Origin of the sequence: Enterococcus sp. CWB-B31 (assembly GCF_020567645.1) — a bacterium.
In the GTDB taxonomy this organism is placed as follows: Bacteria; Bacillota; Bacilli; order Lactobacillales; family Enterococcaceae; genus Enterococcus_L.
The window spans coordinates 1-25,067 of the sequence record NZ_JAJDJW010000017.1 but is presented as its reverse complement, the minus strand read 5'-3'; the positions used below and the strand labels follow the sequence as shown (position 1 = coordinate 25,067).

At 39.3% G+C, this 25,067-nt stretch carries 25 protein-coding genes; 23 read left to right on the top strand and 2 right to left on the bottom strand.

Annotated features, from left to right (window positions below; all coding sequences use genetic code 11):
- The first annotated feature begins 167 nt into the window (after positions 1-167).
- The 11 genes from obgE to LI954_RS13240 all read left to right on the top strand — a co-directional run bounded on the left by obgE (position 168) and on the right by LI954_RS13240 (position 10,430).
- Positions 168-1,481, top strand: coding sequence for a GTPase ObgE (gene obgE / locus LI954_RS13290; protein ID WP_229444699.1), 1,314 nt, complete (start codon positions 168-170; stop codon positions 1,479-1,481).
- A 293-nt stretch (positions 1,482-1,774) separates the two neighbouring features.
- Positions 1,775-2,032 carry a hypothetical protein gene (locus LI954_RS13285; RefSeq protein WP_229444698.1) on the top strand — a complete coding sequence of 86 codons (258 nt, stop codon included), beginning with the start codon at positions 1,775-1,777 and terminating at the stop codon, positions 2,030-2,032.
- Positions 2,033-2,076: 44 nt separating this feature from the next.
- Complete coding sequence (locus LI954_RS13280) at positions 2,077-2,337, top strand: hypothetical protein (RefSeq protein ID WP_229444697.1); 261 nt, start codon at positions 2,077-2,079, stop codon at positions 2,335-2,337.
- A gap of 18 nt (positions 2,338-2,355) precedes the next feature.
- On the top strand, positions 2,356-2,925 hold the full coding sequence (locus LI954_RS13275) for a DUF1269 domain-containing protein (protein ID WP_202069217.1): 570 nt from the start codon (positions 2,356-2,358) through the stop codon (positions 2,923-2,925).
- 166 nt (positions 2,926-3,091) lie between these two features.
- Positions 3,092-3,775 carry a response regulator transcription factor gene (locus tag LI954_RS13270; RefSeq protein ID WP_229441032.1) on the top strand — a complete coding sequence of 228 codons (684 nt, stop codon included), beginning with the start codon at positions 3,092-3,094 and terminating at the stop codon, positions 3,773-3,775.
- 4 nt (positions 3,776-3,779) lie between these two features.
- Positions 3,780-5,111: a sensor histidine kinase gene (locus LI954_RS13265; protein WP_229444696.1), complete on the top strand. Its 1,332-nt coding sequence runs from the start codon at positions 3,780-3,782 to the stop codon at positions 5,109-5,111.
- A 68-nt stretch (positions 5,112-5,179) separates the two neighbouring features.
- The gene (gene rnz / locus LI954_RS13260) at positions 5,180-6,109 is read left to right on the top strand and encodes a ribonuclease Z (RefSeq protein ID WP_202069214.1); all 930 of its coding nucleotides are present in this window, start codon (positions 5,180-5,182) and stop codon (positions 6,107-6,109) included.
- 17 nt (positions 6,110-6,126) lie between these two features.
- Positions 6,127-6,927, top strand: a complete 801-nt coding sequence (locus tag LI954_RS13255) for an SDR family NAD(P)-dependent oxidoreductase (protein ID WP_202069213.1) — start codon at positions 6,127-6,129, stop codon at positions 6,925-6,927.
- A 17-nt stretch (positions 6,928-6,944) separates the two neighbouring features.
- Positions 6,945-7,346: a LapA family protein gene (locus LI954_RS13250; RefSeq protein ID WP_202069211.1), complete on the top strand. Its 402-nt coding sequence runs from the start codon at positions 6,945-6,947 to the stop codon at positions 7,344-7,346.
- Between the two features lie 256 nt (positions 7,347-7,602).
- On the top strand, positions 7,603-9,915 hold the full coding sequence (recJ, locus tag LI954_RS13245; RefSeq protein WP_229444695.1) for a single-stranded-DNA-specific exonuclease RecJ: 2,313 nt from the start codon (positions 7,603-7,605) through the stop codon (positions 9,913-9,915).
- A gap of 2 nt (positions 9,916-9,917) precedes the next feature.
- Complete coding sequence (locus LI954_RS13240) at positions 9,918-10,430, top strand: adenine phosphoribosyltransferase (RefSeq protein ID WP_202069209.1); 513 nt, start codon at positions 9,918-9,920, stop codon at positions 10,428-10,430.
- A 63-nt stretch (positions 10,431-10,493) separates the two neighbouring features.
- Here LI954_RS13240 and LI954_RS13235 read toward each other — a convergent pair whose 3' ends face one another.
- Both LI954_RS13235 and trhA read right to left on the bottom strand, forming a co-directional pair.
- On the bottom strand, positions 10,494-10,697 hold the full coding sequence (locus LI954_RS13235; protein WP_202069208.1) for a hypothetical protein: 204 nt from the start codon (positions 10,695-10,697) through the stop codon (positions 10,494-10,496).
- A gap of 771 nt (positions 10,698-11,468) precedes the next feature.
- Positions 11,469-12,140, bottom strand: a complete 672-nt coding sequence (trhA, locus tag LI954_RS13230) for a PAQR family membrane homeostasis protein TrhA (protein WP_420705898.1) — start codon at positions 12,138-12,140, stop codon at positions 11,469-11,471.
- A gap of 112 nt (positions 12,141-12,252) precedes the next feature.
- On the opposite strand from trhA, the gene LI954_RS13225 reads away from it, so the two are divergent.
- From LI954_RS13225 to trmFO, 12 genes are all read left to right on the top strand, one after another.
- Entirely contained in the window at positions 12,253-13,095 is an 843-nt protein-coding gene (locus tag LI954_RS13225) for a DegV family protein (RefSeq protein WP_229444694.1), read from the top strand.
- A 180-nt stretch (positions 13,096-13,275) separates the two neighbouring features.
- Positions 13,276-14,154, top strand: a complete 879-nt coding sequence (locus tag LI954_RS13220) for an SGNH/GDSL hydrolase family protein (RefSeq protein ID WP_420705984.1) — start codon at positions 13,276-13,278, stop codon at positions 14,152-14,154.
- Between the two features lie 5 nt (positions 14,155-14,159).
- Entirely contained in the window at positions 14,160-14,873 is a 714-nt protein-coding gene (locus LI954_RS13215) for a YpmS family protein (RefSeq protein ID WP_420705985.1), read from the top strand.
- 18 nt (positions 14,874-14,891) lie between these two features.
- Complete coding sequence (gene msrA / locus LI954_RS13210) at positions 14,892-15,416, top strand: peptide-methionine (S)-S-oxide reductase MsrA (RefSeq protein WP_202068905.1); 525 nt, start codon at positions 14,892-14,894, stop codon at positions 15,414-15,416.
- Positions 15,413-15,631: a YozE family protein gene (locus LI954_RS13205; protein WP_229444693.1), complete on the top strand. Its 219-nt coding sequence runs from the start codon at positions 15,413-15,415 to the stop codon at positions 15,629-15,631. The genes msrA and LI954_RS13205 overlap by 4 nt, the downstream gene beginning before the upstream one ends.
- A 553-nt stretch (positions 15,632-16,184) precedes the next feature.
- Positions 16,185-17,615: a S41 family peptidase gene (locus tag LI954_RS13200; protein WP_229444692.1), complete on the top strand. Its 1,431-nt coding sequence runs from the start codon at positions 16,185-16,187 to the stop codon at positions 17,613-17,615.
- A gap of 68 nt (positions 17,616-17,683) precedes the next feature.
- Positions 17,684-18,241, top strand: a complete 558-nt coding sequence (gene lepB, locus LI954_RS13195; protein ID WP_202068902.1) for a signal peptidase I — start codon at positions 17,684-17,686, stop codon at positions 18,239-18,241.
- Between the two features lie 13 nt (positions 18,242-18,254).
- Entirely contained in the window at positions 18,255-19,118 is an 864-nt protein-coding gene (gene ylqF / locus LI954_RS13190; protein WP_202068901.1) for a ribosome biogenesis GTPase YlqF, read from the top strand.
- Positions 19,108-19,878 carry a ribonuclease HII gene (locus LI954_RS13185; protein ID WP_202068899.1) on the top strand — a complete coding sequence of 257 codons (771 nt, stop codon included), beginning with the start codon at positions 19,108-19,110 and terminating at the stop codon, positions 19,876-19,878. The genes ylqF and LI954_RS13185 overlap by 11 nt, the downstream gene beginning before the upstream one ends.
- A gap of 65 nt (positions 19,879-19,943) precedes the next feature.
- Positions 19,944-20,819 carry a DNA-processing protein DprA gene (dprA, locus tag LI954_RS13180; RefSeq protein WP_229441027.1) on the top strand — a complete coding sequence of 292 codons (876 nt, stop codon included), beginning with the start codon at positions 19,944-19,946 and terminating at the stop codon, positions 20,817-20,819.
- Positions 20,820-20,946: 127 nt separating this feature from the next.
- Positions 20,947-23,025, top strand: a complete 2,079-nt coding sequence (topA, locus tag LI954_RS13175; RefSeq protein ID WP_202068890.1) for a type I DNA topoisomerase — start codon at positions 20,947-20,949, stop codon at positions 23,023-23,025.
- A gap of 527 nt (positions 23,026-23,552) precedes the next feature.
- Complete coding sequence (gene trmFO, locus LI954_RS13170) at positions 23,553-24,860, top strand: FADH(2)-oxidizing methylenetetrahydrofolate--tRNA-(uracil(54)-C(5))-methyltransferase TrmFO (protein WP_202068888.1); 1,308 nt, start codon at positions 23,553-23,555, stop codon at positions 24,858-24,860.
- The last annotated feature ends 207 nt before the right edge of the window (positions 24,861-25,067 follow it).

The following is a 25,067-nucleotide window of genomic DNA, read 5'->3' as shown; positions in this document are numbered from 1 at the left end:
AGTGGCTGGGCCTTATTTTATTTGCAGGATAGGTAGAGGGATTCTTGCATGTTTGACAGAATAATGATAGTGTAAATAATTGTGCCTGTTAATATGAAGAAGCGTTCATGGAATGTCTCAGCAATCAAAAGATAACAGATAATTAATTGAATTAGGAGGACAATCGTATGTCCATGTTTTTAGATCAAGTAGTCATTGATGTCAAAGCCGGTAAAGGCGGAGATGGGATGGTTGCTTTCAGAAGAGAAAAGTATGTACCTGATGGGGGACCCGCCGGCGGAGACGGAGGTAATGGTGGTAATGTAGTTCTTGTGGTGGATGAAGGGTTGCGTACTTTAATGGATTTTCGTTTTAACCGTCATTTTAAAGCTCCTTTAGGTGAAAATGGAATGAGTAAAAGTATGCATGGAAGAGGTGCAGAAGATCTTTATGTCAAAGTACCTCAGGGAACAACAGTACGGGATGCTGATACAGGCGTCTTGATTGGTGATTTAATTGAAAATGGTCAGGAGCTGATTATTGCCAGAGGCGGTCGCGGCGGCCGTGGAAATACCCGTTTTGCTTCTGCCAGAAATCCGGCTCCGGAAATCGCTGAAAATGGTGAACCAGGTCAGGAAAGAAGAATTGAACTGGAATTAAAAGTTTTGGCAGATGTCGGTTTAGTCGGCTTTCCTTCTGTCGGGAAATCTACCTTGCTGTCTGTTATATCAGCAGCCAGACCGAAGATTGGTGCCTATCACTTTACAACTTTGGTTCCCAATCTCGGTATGGTGACCACTAGCGATGGTCGAAGCTTTGCAGCGGCGGATTTGCCCGGTCTGATCGAAGGGGCCTCTCAGGGAGTCGGACTCGGCACACAGTTTCTGAGACATATTGAGCGGACAAGAGTTATTCTCCATGTAATTGACATGAGCGGAGTGGAAGGCAGAGATCCATACGAGGATTATAAAGCTATTAATAAAGAACTGGCTTCTCATAATCTTCGTTTAATGGAACGTCCTCAAATTATTGTAGCGAATAAAATGGATATGCCCGAAGCAGAAGAAAATCTGAAGAAATTCAAGGAAGAAATTGCCAAAGAGCGCACAGATGAGTATGCAGATGAACTACCTATTTTTCCGGTTTCAGGTGTGTCTAAAAAAGGACTGGAACCATTGTTAAATGCTACTGCTGATTTGCTGGATGTGACTCCTGAATTTCCTCTTTACACAGATGAGGTTGAGGAAGAAACAGTCCGTTACGGCTTCCAGTCAGAGGGTCCGGAATTTACAATTGACCGTGATTCAGATGCAGCTTGGGTGTTGTCTGGAGAATCTCTGGAAAAACTATTCCAAATGACTAATTTTGATCATGATGAAACGGTTATGCGTTTTGCTCGACAGCTGCGGGGAATGGGCGTTGATGAAGCGCTGCGTGCCCGTGGAGCAAAAGATGGTGATATCGTTCGAATCGGCGGCTTTGAATTTGAATTTGTTGAATAATTTCTGAATTTGAAAGAAATTTAACTTTTGCAAGTTCAGTTTAGCAAAAAAATAAATGTATGAAACGCGTCATAGTCACAGAGACCTTCTCTGTTGCTGCGGCGTTTTTTTTAAGCTTATTTTATGCTGGCTCACCTATACTTTGAACTGTAAGGGAGGGATTGCATTGAAATGAAAGAATGCAGCCGGAGGAAGCGACGGCAACGCTGGTACATTTGTCGGGAACAGATTTGGCGACCCTATCGGCGATTATAACAGCAGCAAGTATCTGGAAATAAACGGCAGCACAATTTATGGTGAAGTCGAAGGAGACAGGGGTGACAATGACGACAGACGGCACGTTGATTATTGATAGTCCGTTCAACGGCGAGAATAGTGTCCCTGATTATGAAGGGCATTTAATGACTTTGATTGCCAGCGAAAACTCAGGGATGGCTATTGGATTGGTATTAGTGATACTTCTGATCAGACAGCAGCAGTCATCTATTTTAATTCTACACAACAGGCTGATACACTTATTCATTTACAGGCTGCTGATGGAAATGAAGTAGCTGCTTTCAAGACTTCCAAGAACTTTGATTATGTTGTTGTTAACATGTCTGAAATAGTTTCGAGAAAAACTCTTGCGTTATATTCAGGCGGTGAAAGTACAGGAACATCAAGCTTTGGATTCTATCAAAACGGCAGTTACAGCAGAGGCTCAGAATTGGGTACACTGAACGAACAGACGACTTCTGTTTCTCAGGATGGGCTTAGCAGCTTTCGACAGACAGACGGGCGGCCAAGGAAGAAGATAACAAAATACAGGTTATTTTATTGTTCTTACACAGGTTTTGCTGATAGAATAAAGGAATAAACTAAATGAGGTGATCAAATGTCAAGACGTGTAATCATCATGAATTTTAAAGTTGAAAGTCAGGCGTACCAAGCATTTTCTGAATTGAAGAGGTTATATGCAGAACGGCAGATTAAGGGGGAACAGATGGCGGTTGTGACACATGTTAATACTGGAGTACACCAATTCAAAATCAATGACTTCCTTGATTTTACAGGGAATGACCGTACTGCTAAAAGTAGTTTTATCGGGATGGTCATTGGAATTTTGGGCGGTCCTCTGGGTATTTTGCTGGGCTGGTTTGCGGGAAGTATGATCGGAGCAACACAAGACGCCAAAGAGCTTCGAAATGCGCAATCAGTTTTCGAACATATGTCGAATAAAATTACGGAAGGACATACCGGTTTAGTCTTAATTGCAGATGAAGATGATAACCGTCCCTTAAATCAGTTAGTGATGAACGAACTGGGAGGAGAGATTACTCGCCTTGTTTATGAGGATGTCGAGCAGGAACTGGATAAAGCAAAAACTGTTGAAAAGAAAGTCAAAGATGCGGCAAATAATGCGTGGACAGAAAACGCAAAAGATAATAATTCAGACGATCAATAAGCAATAAGTGTGAATGTGTCAGAATCTTTGTTGTTGAATGAACCAATGAGCAACGAATTAAAAACTAGTTTGAAAGGGTGGGACAATCCGGTAGACCAGATTAGTCGTACCCTTCTATTGTTGATTTAGGAGTCTTTAATTTGAGTAATAGAGAGGGGAGAGTAGGTTGAAGATACTTTTAGTGGAAGATGACGAAATATTGTCAGATAGTATCAGTGAGATATTATCTGAAATCGGTGAAGTTGAGCAGGTTTACGATGGGGAAGAGGGACTTTATGAAGGAGAAAGAGAAGTCTACGATTTAATCGTACTTGATTTAATGCTTCCAAGTCTTTCAGGAGAACAGATACTGACTAAACTAAGAGAAAAAAAGATCTATACACCGGTTTTGATTTTAACTGCAAAAGACGGTCTGGAGGATAAAGTGAATGGCTTTAAGAATGGGGGAGATGATTATTTAACAAAACCGTTCCATAGAGAAGAGCTGTTAATGAGAGTGCAGGCACTGCTTCGCAGATCTCTCGGACTAAATCCGAAAAACGAATTGAGAATAGGCCAGCTGTGTATTGAAATCAACAATCGGCAAGTACACTATCAACAACAGGATATTCAGCTTCAGGGAAAAGAATTTGATTTACTTTTATATCTCATGCAGAATAAAGGGAGAATTATTACAAAAGATCAGTTGTTTGATCGTATTTGGGGCTTTCAGTCAGATACGACCCTGACGGTTGTCGAAGTGTACATGAGTAACCTGAGAAAACATTTAAAACCGTTTGAACTGGATAAATGGATTAAAACATTGAGAAATGTCGGCTATTTATTCCAGCCGGAAGAGGAAGGTCAGTGAGACAATGAAGGAACAACGAACTAAAAATCAACGAATTCGTTATTTTGTAGTGAACATGATTTCATTTTCCAGTATTTTTCTAATCCTCGGAATCATTGTCTTTCAACTTCTTCAAACCTCTATTTATCAATCTGTTGACACAGAGCTTACGAGGATGTCTGAAAATGATCAGTTCCTAAATATGCAAATAAAAATGGCTCATTTCGATCGCTTTGGTCAATTGCCGCAAAATGATCCGATTATAGGAAATGGAAATAATAGTGAAGATAAAATACCGCCTAAAAACAGTTTCCAGCAGCAGGTAATCTTATGGACAGCTGAGGGTGAAATTATAAATGAGGACAGTCTAGGCTCACGATATGATGACCTTCAGAATGTAAAATTATCTACTGAGAGTTTGAATACCATCAATAGCATTACAGTGAAGGACAGCAACGAAAGAGTGCTGCAGTTTCGCTCCATTACGGTGCCGATTATTGACGATGAAACTTCCGATGTTGCCTATGTCCAGATTTTGACTAATACTGATCCTATTAAAGGAACCATTGAGCGGGTAAAACAGATACTTATTGTTTGTATGGTTGTATTTGGAGTTCTTTCGATTATTTTAAGCTATTTCCTGTCGAAATGGTCGATGAAGCCGATTATGGTTTCCTGGGCAAAACAGCTGGAATTTGTAGAAAATGCTTCTCATGAATTACGAACGCCGTTAACCATTATTCAGGCTAAGCTTGAAAAGCTGTTTACAAAGCCGAATCATACGATTCTTGAGGAATCAGAAACTATTGCTGCCTCATTGACAGAAGTTCAGCGACTTAGCGAATTAACAAGCGACCTGCTGCTGCTGGCACGTTCTGATTCAAACGCTGTTATTCTCGATAAAGAAACGGTCAATATAAAAGACTTTTTATTAACTTCTCTGACTCCGTATCAGGAGCTTGCAGAAGCAGAAAATAAAGAACTTAAGATTAATATCGAAAAAGAAGGACAGGCAGCGATTGACCGCCAAAAAATCAAGCAGCTGCTGATTATTCTTTTGGACAACGCATTAAAATATACAAATGAAGGGGATCAGGTCTTGTTAAGTTCTAAAGTAGAGAGAAATGAATGGATTATTAATGTGGTTGATCAGGGGATCGGAATTGAAGACGAACAGAAAAAAGAGATCTTTGATCGCTTTTACAGAGGCGATCAGTCACGTAACAGAAAAACCGGCGGCTACGGGATTGGACTGGCCATTGCTAAATGGATTGCTGAAAGTCATCATGGTAAAATATCAGTATCAGATACAACACCGAAAGGAACAACTTTTACGGTTATTTTACCGATAAAATAATTTTATTTGCCAATGAGGCTGCTTTCTTCTAAAATGAAGAAGAAATCTAATGGAAAGTAAGGGAACCAATGGAATTACAATTTTTAGGTACAGGTGCTGGAGTACCAGCGAAACACCGTAATGTAAGCAGTATCGCTTTGAAATTGCTGGATGAGCGAAATGCTGTCTGGTTGTTTGACTGCGGTGAAGGAACACAGCTTCAAATTTTAAAAAGTACCATTCGTCCAAGAAAAATCGAAAAAATTTTTATTACCCATTTACACGGAGACCATATTTTTGGTTTGCCGGGGCTGCTGAGCAGCCGTTCATTTCAAGGTGGGGATGAACAGTTGGATATCTATGGACCGGAAGGGATTCGAAAATTTATTGAAACCTCTTTAAATGTGTCAAAGACACGTCTGTCTTATCCTATTGTTTTTCATGAGCTGACGGATGGCGGTATCGTTTTTCAAGATAAACAGTTTAAGGTTGAGTGTCTGCCTTTAGAGCATGGAATCTTGAGTTTTGGTTACCGGATTGTTGAATCCGATCATGAAGGTGAACTTCAAGTAGAAAAGCTTCAGGCATTGGGTCTCCCATCAGGTCCTTTATATGGTAAGATAAAACGTGGAGAAACAGTGGAGCTTGAGGATGGACAGGTGATCAATGGAAAAGACTTTGTCGGAGAAAAGAGAGCCGGAAGAATCGTTACTATTTTAGGAGATACCAGAAAAACAGCGAATAGTGTTATACTTGGTAAAAATGCAGATGTCTTAGTGCACGAAAGTACCTTTAATAAGGATGAATCAAAAATGGCAAAGAACTATTATCATTCCACCAGTCATCAGGCTGCCGAGATAGCCAAAGAAGCGCAGGTTAAGCAGCTGGTTTTAACACACATCAGTGCCCGGTATTTAACAAGAGATATTATTCAGCTTGAAGATGAAGCAAAAGAATTATTCCCATTTGTAACAGCGGTTAAGGATATGGATATTCTGGATGTTCCATTCCGAAAATAGAAGCAGGAGGAGAAAAAATGAGGTTTTGGCAGGATTTAAATGATAAGGTGGTTGTAGTAACTGGCGGTTCAGCTGGTTTGGGTGAACAAGTATGCTACGAAGCAGCTTGCAGAGGAGCTGTTGTAGTAGTATGTGCCAGACGTATTAATCTAATCGGTAAGGTTAAAGAGCGCTGTGAAGAGCTAAGCGGCAAAAAAGCGTTTTCTTTCCAGCTGGATATATCTGATCCTGAAAATGTGGATTATGTGATTGGCCGAATAACTGAAGAAGTGGGTGCTGTGGATATTCTTGTAAATAATGCCGGTTTTGGTATTTTCGATAACTTTCTCGATACAGATTTAGATGTTGCACGAAATATGTTTAATGTTAATGTTCTGGGGATGATGGTCTTTACTCAGAAAATTGCAGTGGGGATGGCAGAACGTCAGAGTGGACATATTATTAATGTTGCTTCAATGGCTGGGAAAATGGCAACGCCTAAAACAAGTATTTATTCTGCAACAAAATTTGCCGTTTTAGGTTTTTCAAATGCGCTTCGTCTTGAACTGAGACCTTTAGGAATTGCTGTAACAACAGTGAATCCCGGACCGATCGCAACAAACTTTTTTGATCAGGCGGATCCTTCAGGAGATTATTTGGAATCATTAGGACTCTTCGTCTTAGATCCTCAGCAGCTTGCCAATGAAATAGTGCAGAGTATGGGCACCTATAAACGTGAAATAAATCGACCAAGAATCATGGAAGGTGCAGCACGACTCTACACTCTTCTGCCGCATTTGGGTGATCTTTTGGCGGTAAGTATCTTTAACAAAAAATAGATGGTGGGGGAATTGAGATGAAGAATCAGTGGCGTGTTATAGTAGGGTTTCTTCTTATGTTGGTTATTGTGATTTTTGCTGTGCTGAACAGTCAAAGTGTTCCTGTAAGTTTTGGTTTCGCTAAAATTTCCGGACCGCTTATATTAATTATACTGGGCTCTGCCATTATTGGAGCAATAGTAGGGCTGATTACTTCAGTTACAACAATTTTGGATCAAAAAAAGCGGATTAAGAACCTGATTGAAGAAAGAGATTCATACAAAGATGAGTCTGACAAGCTTGTCAAGGAAGCTGTTGAACGAACAGAGAGAAGCAATGAAAATAAACTGGCTGAAATTCAGCAAAAGTATGATCACTTACTTGAGGAAAAAGGTTTGCCAGTAGAATTAAAAGAGAAGGAAGAGCCTTTTTCAGAGTAAATAAATTAGAATAGGCTAGAGCAAAAGCTTGAAGCATGTCATGTTTGTTTTACTGTTGCTTCGCTCATTGGAACAAGAAAGGTCTGGTATTTTTAGTAATACTCAGCCTTTTTTTGTGCATAAAAAGGCGGACCAAAGATTTTGATTGATTAACATAAGGATTATTGTAGAAATCAATTCTCCTAATTTCAAATGATGGACTTATCTTTAGTTTTGATCCTGATTTTGTTATAATTACTTGGTTAGGAGTGACGATGTGAAAAAATCTAAGTATATATGGAAATATCCTGAAAATCCAGTCTTTTCAGAAGAATTTACAGAATTACTGAATGAAAAAAATATTAGTCCGCTGGTTGGCAAGCTGCTGTGGCAAAGAGGCATACAAACATCTGAACAGCTGGCCCTTTTTTTAACTCCCTCAATTGAAGCACTTCATGATCCTTTTTTAATTTACGAAATGGATAAGGCAATTGAACGAATCCAGCAGGCCGTTGAACAGGGAGAAAGGATTCTGGTATACGGTGATTATGATGCAGATGGTATTACCAGTACTACGGTGATGAAGGAAGCTGTTGAGCTGATTGGTGGAGAAGTAGATTATTTTTTACCCAATCGATTTATTCACGGGTATGGCCCGAATTTGTCTGTTTTTAAAGAAAAGATTGAAAGCGGCATTCAGCTGATCATTACTGTGGACAACGGTGTAGCCGGACATGAAGCTGTAAACTATGCAAAAGAACAGGGAATTGATGTAATTATTACAGATCACCATGAATTGCCCGAAATTTTACCGGATGCCCTCGCTGTGATTCATCCTAAACATCCCAAGGGAGACTATCCTTTTGGTGATTTAGCTGGAGTCGGCGTGGCGTTCAAAGTTGCTTCAGCTTTACTTGGAGAGACTCCCACTGAGTTTTTTGATCTGGTTGCTATTGGGACGATTGCCGATTTGGTTTCATTAACCGGGGAAAATCGGATGTTGGTTCAGATGGGGCTCAAGATGATTCAATCGGGAGATCGTATCGGATTAGATGCGTTGATTCACTCAGCCGGCTTAAAAAAAGAAGAAATTTCTGAAGAAAATATTGGCTTTGCGATTGGTCCTCGTTTAAATGCACTTGGAAGACTGGGAGAAGCAGCTCCAGGAGTTGAATTAATGACGACCTTTGATGAAGACGAAGCATTGAGTATTGCAAAATTTATCGAAGAAAAAAATACTGAACGTAAAAAGATTGTCGAAACAATCACGGAAGAGGCTTTTACTTTACTTGATTTGAAATCTTCTATCCATGTTTTAGCTCAAAAAGGTTGGCATGAAGGTGTTTTGGGGATTGTAGCAGGCCGCATCATGCAGGAAACAGGGAAACCGACAATCGTTTTGACGATTGATGAGAACGGATCAACCGCTAAAGGCTCAGGAAGAAGTGTGTCTACGTTGAATATGTATGATGCATTAAATGAAAAGAGAGAGCTCTTTACTCATTTTGGCGGGCACCATATGGCTGCCGGAATGACACTGCCTGTGGAAAATATTGATGTACTGAAAGAGCAGCTGATTCATTATATTGAGAAAAATGCAATTGACCTTTCACAGGGACAGGAATTGCAGATCGATGAAGTTCTTACAATAGAAGAGACAACACTCTCTTTTATCAACCAGTTAAAGCTGCTCGCTCCTTTTGGAACAGATAATCCGATGCCGAATTTCTCTTATAAAAAGGTGGCTGCTATTCAGGTTCGACAAATCGGGGCGCAGCAAGATCATTTGAAGCTGCAGATAACTGACGGCTCTGCTTCGCTGGATGTCATTGCATTCCAAATGGGTAAAGACGCCAAAGAATTTGCTGAAAACCGTTGTAATATTGCAGGGAAGCTCTCTATAAATGAATGGAATGGTAATAAAAAGCCTCAGTTAATGGCAGAAGACTATTCCATAGAAGATATCCAATTGTTTGATTTAAGAGGGAAAGCGAACCAGCAGCAAGACATTCCAGAGAAGAATACGTTATTTGTTTATTTTCAAAAGGAAAGTGTCAAACTTTTAAAAACTGATATAGGAAATATGCTCTACTATGAGTCGTCTGAGCAGCTTTTATCTGAAACAAACGGGATGACAATTGAACAATTAGTTATTGTCGATTGTCCTGATGAATTGGATGATATTAAACAGTTGATTGAAGGCGTCAATGTCAATCGTATTTATCTTTTAGGTCTTTCCACTGATGAAGCTTATTTGAATGGAACTGGATCAAGGGAGCAGTTTTCAAAGCTTTATTCATTGATTCGTAAACAGGGAACATTGGATGTTCGTTATAAATTGGATACTGTTTCAAATTATCTGCAAATCCAGGAAAAACTATTAATTTTCATGATTCAGGTGTTTTTTGATTTGGGATTTGTTACAATAGAAGACGGCATTTTAAGAAATGTTGATACCCCTGAAAATCATCCGTTGACAGAAAGTGAAGTCTATCAAAAACGATTGAAGAAAATTAAGGTAGAAGAATTTTTACTATACAGCGATCGTAAAGTATTGCTGAGCTGGCTGTTGAACGAGGAGGAAGAATAAGTATGAATTTGAAAGATTATATTGCAAGTATCCCTGATTATCCCGAAGAAGGAATTATCTTTAGAGATATCTCTCCTTTGATGGCAAATGGAGATGCTTATCGTGAAGCAACGAAGCAAATCGTTGATTACGCAAAAGAAAAAAGGATTGATATGGTTGTGGGGCCTGAAGCCAGAGGATTTATTGTTGGCTGTCCGGTTGCCTATGAGCTTGGTGTAGGCTTTGCTCCAGTTCGCAAGAAAGGTAAACTGCCTCGTGAAACGATTGAAGTGACGTACGATTTAGAATATGGTACAGATACTTTAACTATCCATAAAGATGCAATTCTGCCTGGACAAAGAGTGCTGATTTGCGATGATTTACTTGCTACAGGCGGCACAATTAAAGCAACAACTGAATTAATCGAACAATTAGGCGGTATCGTTGTCGGCTGTGCCTTCCTGATTGAGCTGAAGGAGTTGCATGGGAGAGATAAAATCTCTAATTATGAAATTGTAACCTTAATGGATTATTAAACAGTAAAACGGTGTGAGGAATTTTCCTTCACACCGTTTTTTTATAATAGGATCTGCTCGATCTTAATGATATTTTCGGTAGACAGAATATTGCTGACTTTCCTGTCTTCTGCGTTCTTCAGTATAACGTTTTTCATCCCAAAGCATGAACCAGATGATAAAGAGAGGACTGACGATTAGCAATGCAGCTGGTAAGCCCAATGTACCCAAAAAAATACCAATCAACAAAACAAAAAATATAAAGCCGCCACGACGTACTGCTTTCATTATTATCACCTCACGAGAAATTCGAACCTGTGTTCGTATTTATATTATACGAATGTTTGTTCGTTTTGTAAAGTACAAATACTCATTTTTTTATTCTTTTTTTCTGCTGCTGGTGAAACGATCACTAAAAAGAAAGAGGCAAAGGTTATTGAAAAGAAATCTGCTGATACAAGCAGCACTATAGAGGAAGAGCTGTTTGGAAAGTTCTGGTTTAGTGTTGGCAAAGAATATGCGAATGATATAATTTATGGTTATGAACTGGAATTTTAATTTCAGTATAAACGAATAGAAAGGACGGACGTATCGTATACAGGTAAAAAATGGAACTAAAATATTAGAATGAAATAGCAGAAACAATGGGAGCCTACGGATGGAGAAATAATGAAAGCCTATTCTAAAATAAATTTTGAACGAGATCTGTTAAACTTATGGGGAATAAACTCTTAATATATTCAGAATACTGAGTTTGACCTCGAAAATATTGATTTTAAAGACACATTATGAGATGAAAATTACTAAACGGATAGAGAAGCAGCTTCAAAAGCTATGGGCAGCGATGATGGAGAAGTAGAAAAGGGACTACTTCAAAACTAACGGGAAGAACTTATCGAAAGTGGAAAAATAGAGACAAGGTAGTATGGAGATTTATATTTTAGTTTTACAGATAGAAAAATAATGATAAAAAATAAAATGTAATTCTGTATAGAGTTAATTCTTAAGAAAAACAAAAAGACAGCGGCGGAATAATAAAAATAATCCGCGCTATCTTATTTAAGTGAAAAATAAAACTGAAAAAAACATAAAACCTGCTCCGGCCATCACGAATAGATGCCAGACAACATGCATAAACCGTACATTTTTTAAGCTGTAGAATAGTGCTCCCAGCGTGTATGAAACGCCTCCGGAAACTAAAAGTGCCAGACCCGTAAAACTCAAGCTTTCATACAACGGCTTTGCTGCAATCAGACACAACCAGCCCATAATTATATAAATAACAGTTGAAGCATATTTTACAGTATCCTGTTTATGCAGAGTGACCGATTTATAAACAACTCCTGCAATAGCCAATGACCAAATCAATCCAAACAGTGTCCAGCCTAACCACCCCTGCACGCTTAACAGGCAAAATGGTGTATAGCTCCCTGCAATCAATAAAAAGATGGAGCTGTGATCAAATACCTGAAAAACTTTCTTCGCCTTAGTGAAAATCAGACTGTGGAACAGCGTGGAAGAGAGAAACAGCAAAATCAGTGTTGAACCATATAGAGCATAAGAGACAACATAAAGCGCCGAGTCCAAATTTGTTCCTTTTACCAGTAATATGACCAGGCCTGCAATACTCAGACCAAAGCCGATTCCATGGGTAACAGCATTGAGTACTTCATTGACAATTAGATATTTGCGGGAAAATCCAGCTTTTTCCAAGAAATCAACTTCCTTCATTTTAATTTGATGAAAAATTATTTTCGGTCTGTTATACTATATCCATAACTGAAACCATATAATCATTCTATCATGAATGAAGGTTGTTTTTAAAGAAAGAGTGGTTAATTTTATGACAAATGTAAAAATTGTGACTGATTCCTCCTGTACGATGAGAAAGGAAGTACGGGACAATTTAAATATCCACATGATTCCTTTATCCGTTATGATAGACGGTGTTGTCTATCCTGATGATGACCATTTAGAAGGCGAACAGTTTATGCATATGATGGAGGAAGCAAAGGCTTTACCCAAAACCAGTCAGCCGCCAATTGGAGAATTTGTCGAACTGTATGATGAACTTGGAAAAGACGGCAGTGAGATTATCTCTATCCATATGACAAAAGGGTTGAGCGGAACAGTTGAGGCTGCCAGACAAGCAAGCAATCTGACTTCCAGCAAGGTAACGGTCATCGACAGCGATTTTGTAGATCAAGGGCTCTCTTTTCAAGTGATTGAAGCTGCGAAGCTGGCTCAAAATGGTGCAGATACTCCTGAAATTTTGGCTAAAGTAGAGCATGTTAAAGAAAATACAAAACTGTTTATAGGTATTTCTACACTGGACAATCTGGTTAAAGGCGGAAGAATCAGCCGTGCAACCGGATTAATGTCAAATATATTTAATATGAAAGTGGTCATGGACTTTGATCATTCAGAATTAATTCCAGTTATAAAGGGACGCGGCGTTAAAACATTTAATAAATGGTTTGATGAACTAAAGACTGAACTGGAAAAACTTTCTAATATCCGTCAGATTGGGATTTCTCATGCGGATGGTTTAGAACTGGCAAACTATTTCAAAGATGGGCTGCAAAAACTGTTCCCTGATATGGATATTCCTGTTTTGCATACAAATCCGGTGATTGCTACACATACTGGTAAAGGCGCCTTTGCAATAATGTACTATACAAAATAAGAACGTTTAAATTGGATGTTTCAGAAGCCAAGCAGAGACGATGAGTCATCGAGTTGCTTGGCTTTTCGTATCAAGCTGTGAAATGTATCTGTTTTATCACATATTGAGATTGAAGAGCAGGAGGATATCCGAGCTGATAGAGCTCCTGCTCTCTTTTTGAGAATGAAAGAGGGGCTGAAGATGAAAGACTTTTTTCAAAAAAATTGGCTGATGCTTGTAGTTCCTTTTGGAGCGGCTCTGCTTACCTTGCTGTTGCTTTTTTTTATAGTACCTAAAGCTCAGCCTTATTTTAATACACAAAAAACAAGTGTCCCCAATGAGAACAACAAGGATATTATTAAATATGTTGCTATTGGTGACTCCTTAACAGAAGGAGTCGGTGATCTGACAAATTCCGGCGGCTTTGTACCAATTTTGGCTAATGAAATTAAAGATCGATATAATGTAAATGCAGTTGATGTTGAAAACTTTGGTAAAAATGGTGATCGAAGTGATCAAATTTTGAAGCGGATAAAAAAGAGTGAAGATATTCAGAAACAGTTGGGTGAAGCTGATTTAATTACTTTGACAGTTGGGGGTAATGACCTGATGAAAGTAATAAAAGGGGATGTCTTCAATTTAACAGTGGAGTCTTTCAAAAAACCTCTGAAAAACTATCAGGGGCAAATCAGCTCACTCTTGAATGAAATTCGAAAATATAATGAAGCTGCACCTGTATACATATTAGGCATTTACAATCCATTTTATCTTTATTTTCCGGAAATCATTGAGATGCAGCAGATTGTGAACAATTGGAATGATGGAACAGAAGAAACTGTGTCTGAGCAGAATAACATGTATTTTATTCCGATTAATGACTTGTTGTATAAAGGTGTAGCTGGCGATGTCGGTATAACCGGAGCGGAAGAAGACACAAGCTCTAAAGCGATCACGAATAATGCTATTTATGAGGAGGACCATTTCCATCCGAATAATATTGGTTATCAGTTAATGGCAAATGCAGTGAGAGAAATAATGATAAAAACTAAAGACGAATGGCTGTTCAAGGAGAGTGAATGAAGCCTATGGCAGGATCAGAAGAAATAAAATCAAAAAAAACAAAGAAGAAAACAAAAAAGATGAAAAAGACGAATAGTCATCAGAATAGCCAGCCTAAAAAAAAGCTGAACCCATGGAAAATTGCCTGTCTGACAATTATTGGGATTTTAGCTGGAATCATTTTGTTTATAGGAATTAGAGTTACCCAGGTGAGAGAACCAAACATTAATTCATCCCAAACAACCAGTATAGAGGGAACCCCGGTTCTGAGTATCCAGTCCAACAAACAGCAAATCAATTCATTAATTGAATTTTTTTTAAATGAGTTCCAAAAAGACACTGATATTACGTATGACTTTTATCTTGAAAATGAAGCTATGCTGACAGGAACGTTTAAAGTTTTGGGTTATCCGATTCAGTTTAATCTCTATTTTGATCCCTATGTTGTTGACGGAGGTAATGTTCAGCTAAAAGCCAAAAGTCTCTCTGTAGGAACACTAGGGCTTCCTATAAAGGATATTCTGAATTTTGTGAAAAGGGACTACAATTTACCGGGGTGGGTTGAAGTTAATCCCAGTGAAAAATATATATTATTAAAACTAGATGAATTTAGAATGCAAAACGGATTATTTATTCGTGCAGAAAAAATTAATCTGATTGATGATGATATACGGGTGAATCTCTATCTGCCATCAGATAATGAGAAGAACACTGAAACTTCAAACACTTCAGAAGAATAGCAGGAAAGGGGAAGTATTATGACAGAAAAAGCAATTTTTGCAGGGGGCTGCTTCTGGTGTATGATTCAACCGTTTGATCAGCAGCCTGGGATTATATCGGTGACATCAGGCTATACAGGCGGTCACACAGCAAACCCAACCTATGAACAGGTAAAAAGTCATAGGACTGGTCACACGGAAGCTGTGGAAATTATTTTTGATGACCAGATTATTTCCTACGAGAAATTAGTGGAGATTTATTGGCAGCAGACCGATCCGACAGATGCATTAGGGCAGTTTGAAGATCGTGGAGATAACTATCGACCAGTAATCTTTTATCTGAATGAACAACAAAAAGAAATTGCTGAAAAAAGTAAACAGGAGCTGCAGAACAGCGGGCGCTTCAAAGAAAAAATTGTAACAACAATTGAACCGGCGGCTGTCTTTTATCCTGCAGAAGACTATCATCAGGACTTTTATAAAAAAGAGCCGAAGAGATATGAAAAAGCCCATGAGCTAAGAAGCGAATTTTTAGAAAAAAAATGGGAGAAAGAAATAAAATGAGAAGAAGTTTTTATCATTACCTGATCACTTTAAAAGGACCGGCAGCAGATACTGAAACTAAATTTGCCAATGCAGCAGCGAAAGATATTCGTTTCCCAAAGCATTCAGAAGACTATAACGAACTTTCCTCCTATTTAGAAATGGAAGTAAACTATCTGTCCACAATGACTATTTTTGACGAATTATGGGAAAAGTATTTGGAGAATAACAAATAAGGAACCTGACTAGAAAGAGGATGTACCTAAGCTGCTCCATACGACAAGAAGCTGCGCCCAGCTTCAAGCAGCAGATAACATGCATCATCTACTCTGACAAGTGAATCGCAGTGATTTATGACACCAAGAAGGAATTCAAGAAAATGATAAGAAAACTTGCAGGATAACTGGTAGGATGCCTTGTAGGAACTAGACGGCATGTATCGAGGAACGGAAAGAAGCCAGTACCGCAGATACATCGCTTAAATGGCATGTATCGAGGAACGGAAAGAAGCGAGTACCGCAGATACACTGCTTAAATGGCATGTATCGAGGATTGAAGTATATAAAGACTGGAACACCGTTTATTCGGTTTTTAGGGGGCTGTGACATAGGTTTGTTACACTCCCCTTTTCTGTTTTGTTAAAAATGTAAAAATCAAGAACGATTCCTTGCAAGCAACAAATGAATTTCGTTTAATTTACTTTGAAACAGCTTTTTTCATTATCTTTTTCATGGTAAACTAGACTAATCGGTCAATACAGGAGCGAGCAATAAGGAGAGAACAAAAGCAATGAGAAAAAATCATCGTCAAGTACCCTATTATCAATATGTTGTTTCCATTATTTGTACAGCAATTATTGCAGTGGGCGGTTGTTATATTTATTTTAGCAGTCTGTTCAGCAGTTATATTTCTCAGCAGACAAGTGATGCAGGAGACTTGAAAGAGGTTCACGGACTTTATAATAATATTCTGGAAAATTATGTTGGATCAGTAGATGAATCAGAATTGGTTGAAGGAGCTTTAAAGGGAATGATGGAATCGTTGGATGATCCTTATTCTTCTTATCTGGGTGATGAAGAATCATCTGAGCTGAGCGATGAGGTTTCCGGGAGCTTCGAAGGAATTGGAGCTTCAATGGGACTGGTTGATAAAGTACCTACAGTCACTCAGGCCCCTATTGAAGGTTCACCTGCTGAAAAAAATGGATTGAAGGTAAATGATGCGATCCTGCAAATAGACGGTGAGCCTACAGAAGGTCTGACACTGTCTGAATCAGTGAGTAAAATTCGAGGAGAAAAAGGGACGGAAGTTCAGCTGACAATCTTAAGAGAAGGCGAAACCTTTGATGTCATTATTGAGCGAGATACAATTCCGATTGAGACAGTCAGCAGTGAAATTGATGCAAAAAACAGTAAAATTGGTAATATTCGTGTCTCATCCTTTGGCGGAAATACATTTAAGGAATTGAAAACAGCTATTAAAGATCTGCGGAAAGAAGGGGCAGAATCATTTGTACTGGATTTCCGGCAAAATCCCGGCGGTTTGTTGAATCAGGTGGAAATGATGAGCAGCATGTTTTTAGAGGATGGTAAAGTAATTGTCCAATTCGAAGATAAGGATGGTAATATTACAGAGCATACAGCTTCTTCTGAACTGGACGGCGGTTTTAAAGTAAAAGAACCAGTTGTGGTACTTGTCGATGGTGGAAGCGCCAGTGCAGCTGAAATTTTTGCAGCAGCTTTAAAAGAATCCGGCAATGTTGATGTCATCGGAACGACGACTTATGGAAAAGGAACTGTTCAGACTGTAAAAGGAATTACTGATCACAGCAGCTTGAAACTGTCTATTTTGAAATGGCTGACCCCGGAAGGAAACTGGATTCATGAAGAAGGGTTGGAACCGACCGTTGAAGCAGATTATCCGGATTATGCTTATCTTTCTCCCATTTCAAGGAGTGAGGTTCTGGAAGAAGGGAGTCAGTCTGACTCCGTGATGAACGTAAATAAAATGCTGAAAGCACTGGATTATGATGTAAATGAATCAGATGAATTCAACAGCAGTACGAAGACAGCAATTGAGACTCTGCAGTCTGAAAAAGGACTTTCTGTTACTGGTCAGGTAAATCAGGAGACAGCTGATAAGATTGAAGAATTGTTAAAAATCAAAATTCAGATAAACGATACGGCTTATAATAAGGCTGTTGAAAAGCTGGGGAAATAACTGTCTGCTTTAAAATTGTATAAAAGCAGCTGCTTTTGTTATATTACAATGGAGGAAGGTAGAAATTTATGAGAGGGAAAAATAAATATATCGCATGTTTTATTTCTTTTATGAAATTACTGATACCTTCTTTGGTCATATTATTTATTTTGAGAGGTTTTCTATTAATTCCTGTTCCCATTGATGGAAATTCCATGGAGAAGAACTTGAGTCAGGGTGACATGGTTCTAATGGAAAAGTTTACAGATGTCAATCGTTTTGATGTTATTGTTTTCCAATTGCCGAATGGAGAAATTTATGTAAAGAGAGTCATTGGTCTTCCTGGAGATACTGTGCGTTATGAAAACGATCAATTGTATATTAATAATGAAAAAATAGCAGAGCCTTTTTTGGAAGAAAATAAAAGCAAGAAAAACGAAGATGATGTGAAGCCGTATACAACGGACTTTGAACTTTCCAGTCTTCTCAATCAAGATCAGCTGAGCAATGAAAGTTATTTTGTATTGGGGGACAATCGTCGGATGTCAAAGGACAGCCGTTCTTTTGGTGCAGTGGACAGTAAATACATCTTAGGTAAAGCACGCTTTGTCTATTATCCGTTAAGACATATTAAAATCATTAGTTAGGTAGGTGATAAGCATGAATATTCAATGGTTTCCAGGGCATATGGCCAAAGCCCGTCGAGAAGTATCAGAAAAAATAAAATTTGTTGACATTGTTTTTGAGCTGGTTGATGCTCGGCTGCCTTTGTCTTCAAGAAATCCAATGATGGATCAAATTGTTCAGCAGAAACCACGACTGGTTTTATTGAATAAAGGCGATCTCGCAGATAGTGAACAAAGTAAAAAATGGCAGAATTATTTTCAGGAAAAAGGGTTTCATACTTTAGTCATCAACGCACAGCAAAATATCGGAATAAACAAGATCATTCAAGAAGCAAAAAAGGCATTGAAGGATAAAATTGAACGGGATCGAAGCAGGGGATTAAAACCTCGTGCGATTCGTGCAATCTGTATTGGTATTCCAAACGTCGGAAAATCTACGCTGATGAATCGGCTCGTGGGAAAGAAGATCGCTCAGACTGGGAATAAGCCAGGAGTAACCAAGGGACAACAATGGTTGAAATCAGGGAAAGATCTGGAGCTTCTTGATACTCCTGGGATTTTATGGCCAAAGTTCGAAGATCCTGAAATCGGGAAAAAACTGGCTTTGACAGGTGCCATCAAAGATCAGCTGCTTCATTTTGATGATCTGGCTATTTATGGGTTAGAGTTTTTCAGCCGTTTTTATCCAGATCGTATTAAAGAACGCTATGGGATCACAGATGACGAACTATTTTTACCGCCAGCAGAGCTGTTAATGCTGATTACAAAAAAACGCGGCTTTAAAGAGGACTATGATCGATCAAGCGAAATGATTGTTCAGGAAATCCGCAGCGGAAAGTTAGGTACATTTACACTAGATCGTTGGGAAGAGTTAGGAGCAGCAAGGGATGAAGAATGAATCAATCAAGGAAATAAAAATAGCATTAAAGTCTGTTCATTCCAGAGAAGACGAAAGACTGTTAATCTGGCAGCAGGATCAGCGTCTTGGTGTTCAGCAGGCACTGGGACAATGGGAGAGAAACCTGTTAAAAAAGGAAAAGGAAGCAGCAAAGTTTCAGGAGCTTTCCATCTTTGAAAAGGAAGCAAAACAGGAAGGATACCGCCTGATTGCCGGAATTGATGAGGTTGGCAGAGGACCGCTTGCAGGCCCGGTCGTCGCAGCAGCAGTCATCCTGCCGGAGGATTGTAAACTGTTAGGGCTAAATGATTCAAAACAGCTTTCCGCAAAAAAGAGAGAAGAGCTGTATGATCTAATTCAAAATCAGGCGATTTCTATTGGTATTGGGATGGTTGACCACATAGAGATTGATCATATAAATATCTATCAGGCCAGTAAAAAGGCTATGGGGATGGCAATTGAGGATTTGGATTTTATTCCCGACTATCTTTTGATTGATGCTATGGAATTGGATACAAAAATTCCTCAAAAAAGCTTAATCAAAGGAGATGCCCGTTCAATTTCCATTGCTGCCGCAAGTATTGTAGCTAAAGTCTGCCGAGATCGTTTGATGGAAGACTACGCGAAACTGTTTCCGGGATATGCATTTGAAAAAAATGCCGGATATGGAACAAAGGAACACATTGAAGGGATTAAGCATCGGGGAATTTGTCCGATTCATCGAAAAACGTTTGCTCCCGTAAAAAATTATTGCGAATAAAATAAAATAAGTCTTCTTCTGCAAATACTATCTAAGACATAGTATTTGAAAGGAAGGTTTTTTTTATGGAAAAAGAAATCAGGGCATTATTATTTAAGCTTGTCAATTGTCGGGGAATCGGAAATCTGGGACGACTAAAAATTTTATCCTTCATCCTGGAAAATGAATCGATCGAAATAAAAAAAGAAGAAATGCTTCGTATTGGTCAAGTAAAAAGGTACGAATCTTTATTTTTAGAATCCTGGAATGCTCTCTCAGAAAATCCAGAAAAATTACAGGAATTTCAGGCTGAACATCAGTTTTTGACCATTCTGGATGAGCGATTTCCTCCTCTGCTGAAGGAAATCTATAATTGCCCGGCAGTCTTGTTCTATCAAGGGAATATAGAGCTGTTAAAGCATAAATCCATTGCGTTTGTCGGAGCAAGAGAAGCCTCTTCCTATGGAGTAAAAATCGTTCGGGAATTTGTTCCTGCCATTTCAGGGGCCGGTTGGGTCATTGTCAGCGGATTGGCTAAAGGAATTGACAGCCGCTCACATGAAGCTGCGATCAAAAGTCAGGGGCAAACAATTGGAGTTGTTGGAACAGGGCTGGATATTTGCTATCCCAAAGAAAATACTTACCTGCATCGATTAATAGCTAAGGAACATCTGCTGATCAGTGAACATCCCAATGGTACGCCTCCCAGAAAACATCATTTTCCCATGAGGAACCGAATCATTGCAGGACTCTGTCAGGCAACTTGCTTGATAGAAGCCAGACGAAACAGCGGCTCCTTAATAACAGCTCAATCAGCATTGGAATATGGCAGGGAAGTCTTCGTTGTACCGGGAAATATTTTTCTGCCTCATTCAGAAGGCTGTCACACCCTGATATATGAGGGTGCTAAAGCCATTTTTTCGCCACAAAATATTATAGAGGAGCTCAATTTTTTTCGCTAGTTCACTATATCAATCCTTGACAAACACAAAATGAATAGATATGATGAACTACGATTTGTGAGTTTTTATTCTATATATATAGTAGGAAATAGTAAAAAAGGGAACCCTGAAAGGAGCCGCACGTTTAATGGCGTATAAATATCTAGTAATTGTAGAATCACCTGCAAAAGCCAAAACGATTGAAAAATATTTAGGAAGAAATTACAAAGTGGTTGCCAGCGTAGGTCATATTCGCGACTTGCCTAAGAGTAAAATGGGCATCGATTTTGAAAATAATTACGAACCGCATTATATCTCAATCCGAGGAAAAGGCGATGTAATCAAGGGATTGAAAGCTGCAGCAAAAAAAGCCGAAAAAGTCTATCTCGCAGCCGATCCGGATAGAGAAGGGGAGGCCATTGCCTGGCACCTTTCTCACTTACTGGGATTGAACATCAATGATAAAAACCGGGTTGTGTTTAACGAGATCACAAAGGAAGCTGTAAAAGCAGCCTTTAAGGAGCCTCGGGCAATTGATCTGGATTTAGTGGATGCACAGCAGGCACGTCGCGTATTGGACAGAATTGTCGGCTACTCCATCAGTCCGATTTTATGGCGCAAAGTAAAAAAAGGGTTAAGTGCAGGACGTGTTCAGTCAGTAGCTTTAAAAATTATTATTGACAGGGAACATGAAATCCGGAAATTTGTTCCAGAAGAATACTGGAGCATAGACGGTAATTTCCAAAAGGGTCGAAAGAAGTTTAAGGCAAATTTCTGGGGACTGGACGGAAAGAAGAAGAAACTCCCTAATCCTGAAGCTGTTAAAGAAGTAACAGACCGAATGAATGGAAAAGAGTACAATGTCGACAAAGTTGAAAAGAAAGAACGAAAACGCAATCCTGCGTTGCCGTTTACAACCAGCAGTCTTCAACAGGAAGCTGCCAGAAAACTGAACTTCCGTACTCGCAAAACCATGATGGTTGCTCAACAACTCTATGAGGGGATCGCACTTGGAAAACAGGGGACTGTCGGGCTGATTACGTACATGCGTACAGATTCTACCAGATTGGCTGATTCTGCAAAAGCTGAAGCCGCAACATTTATTGAAGAAAAGTACGGCAAAGAATATTCTGCACACGGCGGACGAAAAAGCAAGAATGCTCAGGGAGCACAGGATGCCCATGAAGCTATCCGTCCTTCCAGTGTACTCAGGACACCGGATGAAATTAAACAATACCTTGATAAAGACCAATTAAAGCTGTATACATTGATTTGGTCACGAATGGTTGCCAGCCAGATGACACCGGCTATTTTGGATACAATGAAAGTAACATTGAATCAAAATGGCGTTATCTTTATTGCAAATGGATCAAAGATAAAATTCAAAGGATTCATGCAGGTCTATGTTGAAGGACGTGATGACGGAAAAGAGGATAAAGAAAATATTCTTCCTGACATGGAAGAAGGAGATATCGTACTAGCTGTGGACATTGAACCAAAACAGCACTTTACTCAGCCTCCTGCACGATTCAGTGAAGCGACTCTGATTCGTACACTGGAAGAAAACGGTGTGGGGCGTCCTTCGACTTACGCTCCGACTTTGGAAACTATTCAGCGTCGATATTATGTTAAATTGACCAATAAACGGTTTGAGCCTACTGAACTCGGAGAAATTGTCAACAGTCTGATTGTCGAATTCTTTCCTAAAATTGTTGATGTCCACTTCACCGCTTCAATGGAAGGCAACCTTGATCATGTCGAAGAAGGAACTGAAAAATGGATTGAGGTGATCGATCAGTTCTACAAGCCGTTTGAAAAAGAACTGACAATTGCGGAAGAAAAAATCGAGAAAATCCAGATAAAAGATGAACCTGCAGGATTTGACTGTGACTTATGTGGTCACCCAATGGTCATTAAGCTAGGGAAATACGGAAAGTTTTATGCCTGCAGTAATTTTCCGGATTGTCGCAATACAAAACCAATAGTCAAAGAAATAGGTGTTACCTGTCCGGTTTGCCATGAGGGACAGGTTATCGAAAGAAAATCGAAAAAGAATCGTTTGTTCTACGGCTGCAGCCGTTATCCAGACTGTGATTTCACTTCATGGGATAAACCAGTTGGACGAAACTGTCCGAAGTGTGATCAGTATCTTGTTGAAAAGAAAGTTAAAGGCGGCAAACAGGTCGTTTGTATTAATGGTGATTACGAAGAAAATGTTCAAAAATAATCCTATTAGTTGTTAAGCTTATCGATATAACTCGAAATTTTCTTATAATCGGTTTTTCGCCAAGTCAGGTAAAGCATCTAATTAAAGAATTTAACCCCTTTATATTATAGATTGAAAAACAAAGAACGAAAGAGACCGTGACAAAGTACTTCATGCGACGAATAACTGCAGGAGCACATGCACGAACTTAACTGCGACGAGTAACCGCAGGAGCAAAAGTGTTTACTTTCGAGAACTAGGGGGTAGGGATGCTCACTACTTGCAGACTCTAAACTGTGACGAGCGTTTATGCAAGAAAACATTGAGTCACTTTGTTCTTTGTGATTTAATCCAACAAACCGAAAATTGTCAAGGAAGCTTATGGAAGCGTGTCGCTTTGTATCTGCGGTTTTTGCTTCGTTCCAATTCTCAATGCATCTAAAGGCTGAAATGCCGTTTATTCAGTTTTAGGGGTTCGAGACATACGAATGTCACAGCCCCTTGTTCTTTTCCAAAAAAGCAATAATAATACAGAAACGAGGAAGTAAATGACAAAAACAGTCACAGTTATAGGAGCGGGTCTTGCAGGAAGCGAGGCTGCATGGCAGGTTGCACAGGCAGGAGTACCCGTTACTTTATATGAAATGAGACCAGTTAAAAAAACACCAGCTCATCAAACAGAAGAATTTGCAGAATTAGTTTGTTCTAATTCTCTGAGAGGAAACAGTCTGACAAATGCGGTAGGCGTACTAAAAGAAGAAATGCGGCGAATGGATTCCATCATTATCGGCTCTGCTGACAAAACAGCGGTGCCGGCAGGCGGGGCACTTGCTGTGGATCGTGACAGTTTTTCTCAAACAGTGACTGAACGAATTAAGAATCATCCGCTGATCACTGTTAAGAATGAAGAAATTACTGAAATTCCAGAAGGGATCACGATTATTGCAACTGGTCCGCTGACTTCCGAAAAGCTTTCAGAAGAAGTAAAAGCTTTTAATGGTTCGGAAGGTTTTTATTTTTATGATGCTGCCGCTCCAATTATTGATTATGCAACAATAGATATGGATAAAGTGTATTTGAAATCCCGCTACGATAAGGGAGAAGCCGCTTATTTGAATTGTCCAATGACAGAAGAAGAATTTAATCATTTCCATGCAGCATTAGTGGAAGCCGAAGTGGTTCCTCTAAAAACCTTTGAAAAAGAAAAGTTTTTTGAAGGCTGTATGCCAATTGAGGTAATGGCAAAACGCGGCATTAAAACCATGTTATTCGGACCGATGAAGCCTGTTGGACTGGAAGATCCGAAAACGGGAAAGCGCCCTTATGCAGTTATTCAATTGAGACAAGATAATGCTGCTGCTTCACTTTACAATATTGTCGGTTTTCAGACCCATTTAAAATGGGGGGAGCAAAAGCGTGTCTTTCAAATGATTCCGGGACTGGAAAATGCTGAATTTGTTCGTTATGGTGTCATGCATCGAAACAGCTTTATGAATTCGCCTGAGCTGCTTTTGCCTACTTATCAGTCAAAACAAAGAGAAGATCTTTTCTTTGCCGGACAGATGACTGGTGTAGAAGGCTATGTGGAAAGTGCGGCAAGCGGACTTTTGGCAGGAAGAAATGCGGCACGATTGGCTAAGGGAGAAGAACCTGTTATCTTGCCGAGAGAAACAGCAATGGGTAGTATGGCTTATTATATTACGCATGCAGAAGGCAAGCATTTCCAGCCGATGAATGCCAACTTTGGTTTATTTCCGGAGCTTCCGGCTCGTATAAGAGACAAAAAAGAACGTTACGAAGCACTTGCAAACAGAGCATTGGAGGTTCAAAAAGAAGTGCTGGAAAATATAGAATAAAACTAACTTCTATTACCAAAAAGCAAATTATTTGAAGTTTGCTTTTTGGTGTTTTTTCATTGCAGCCGGAAATTGAGAAGTTAAAGGCTCTTTGTCAAATCGGACTGATAGTATCACCAATGAACATCGGAAGAAGGAATCGAACTCCTTCTCCGGTGTTTTTTATTTGTATTGAATAAGGCCGTTGAGTAAGAAAATTCGGGTACG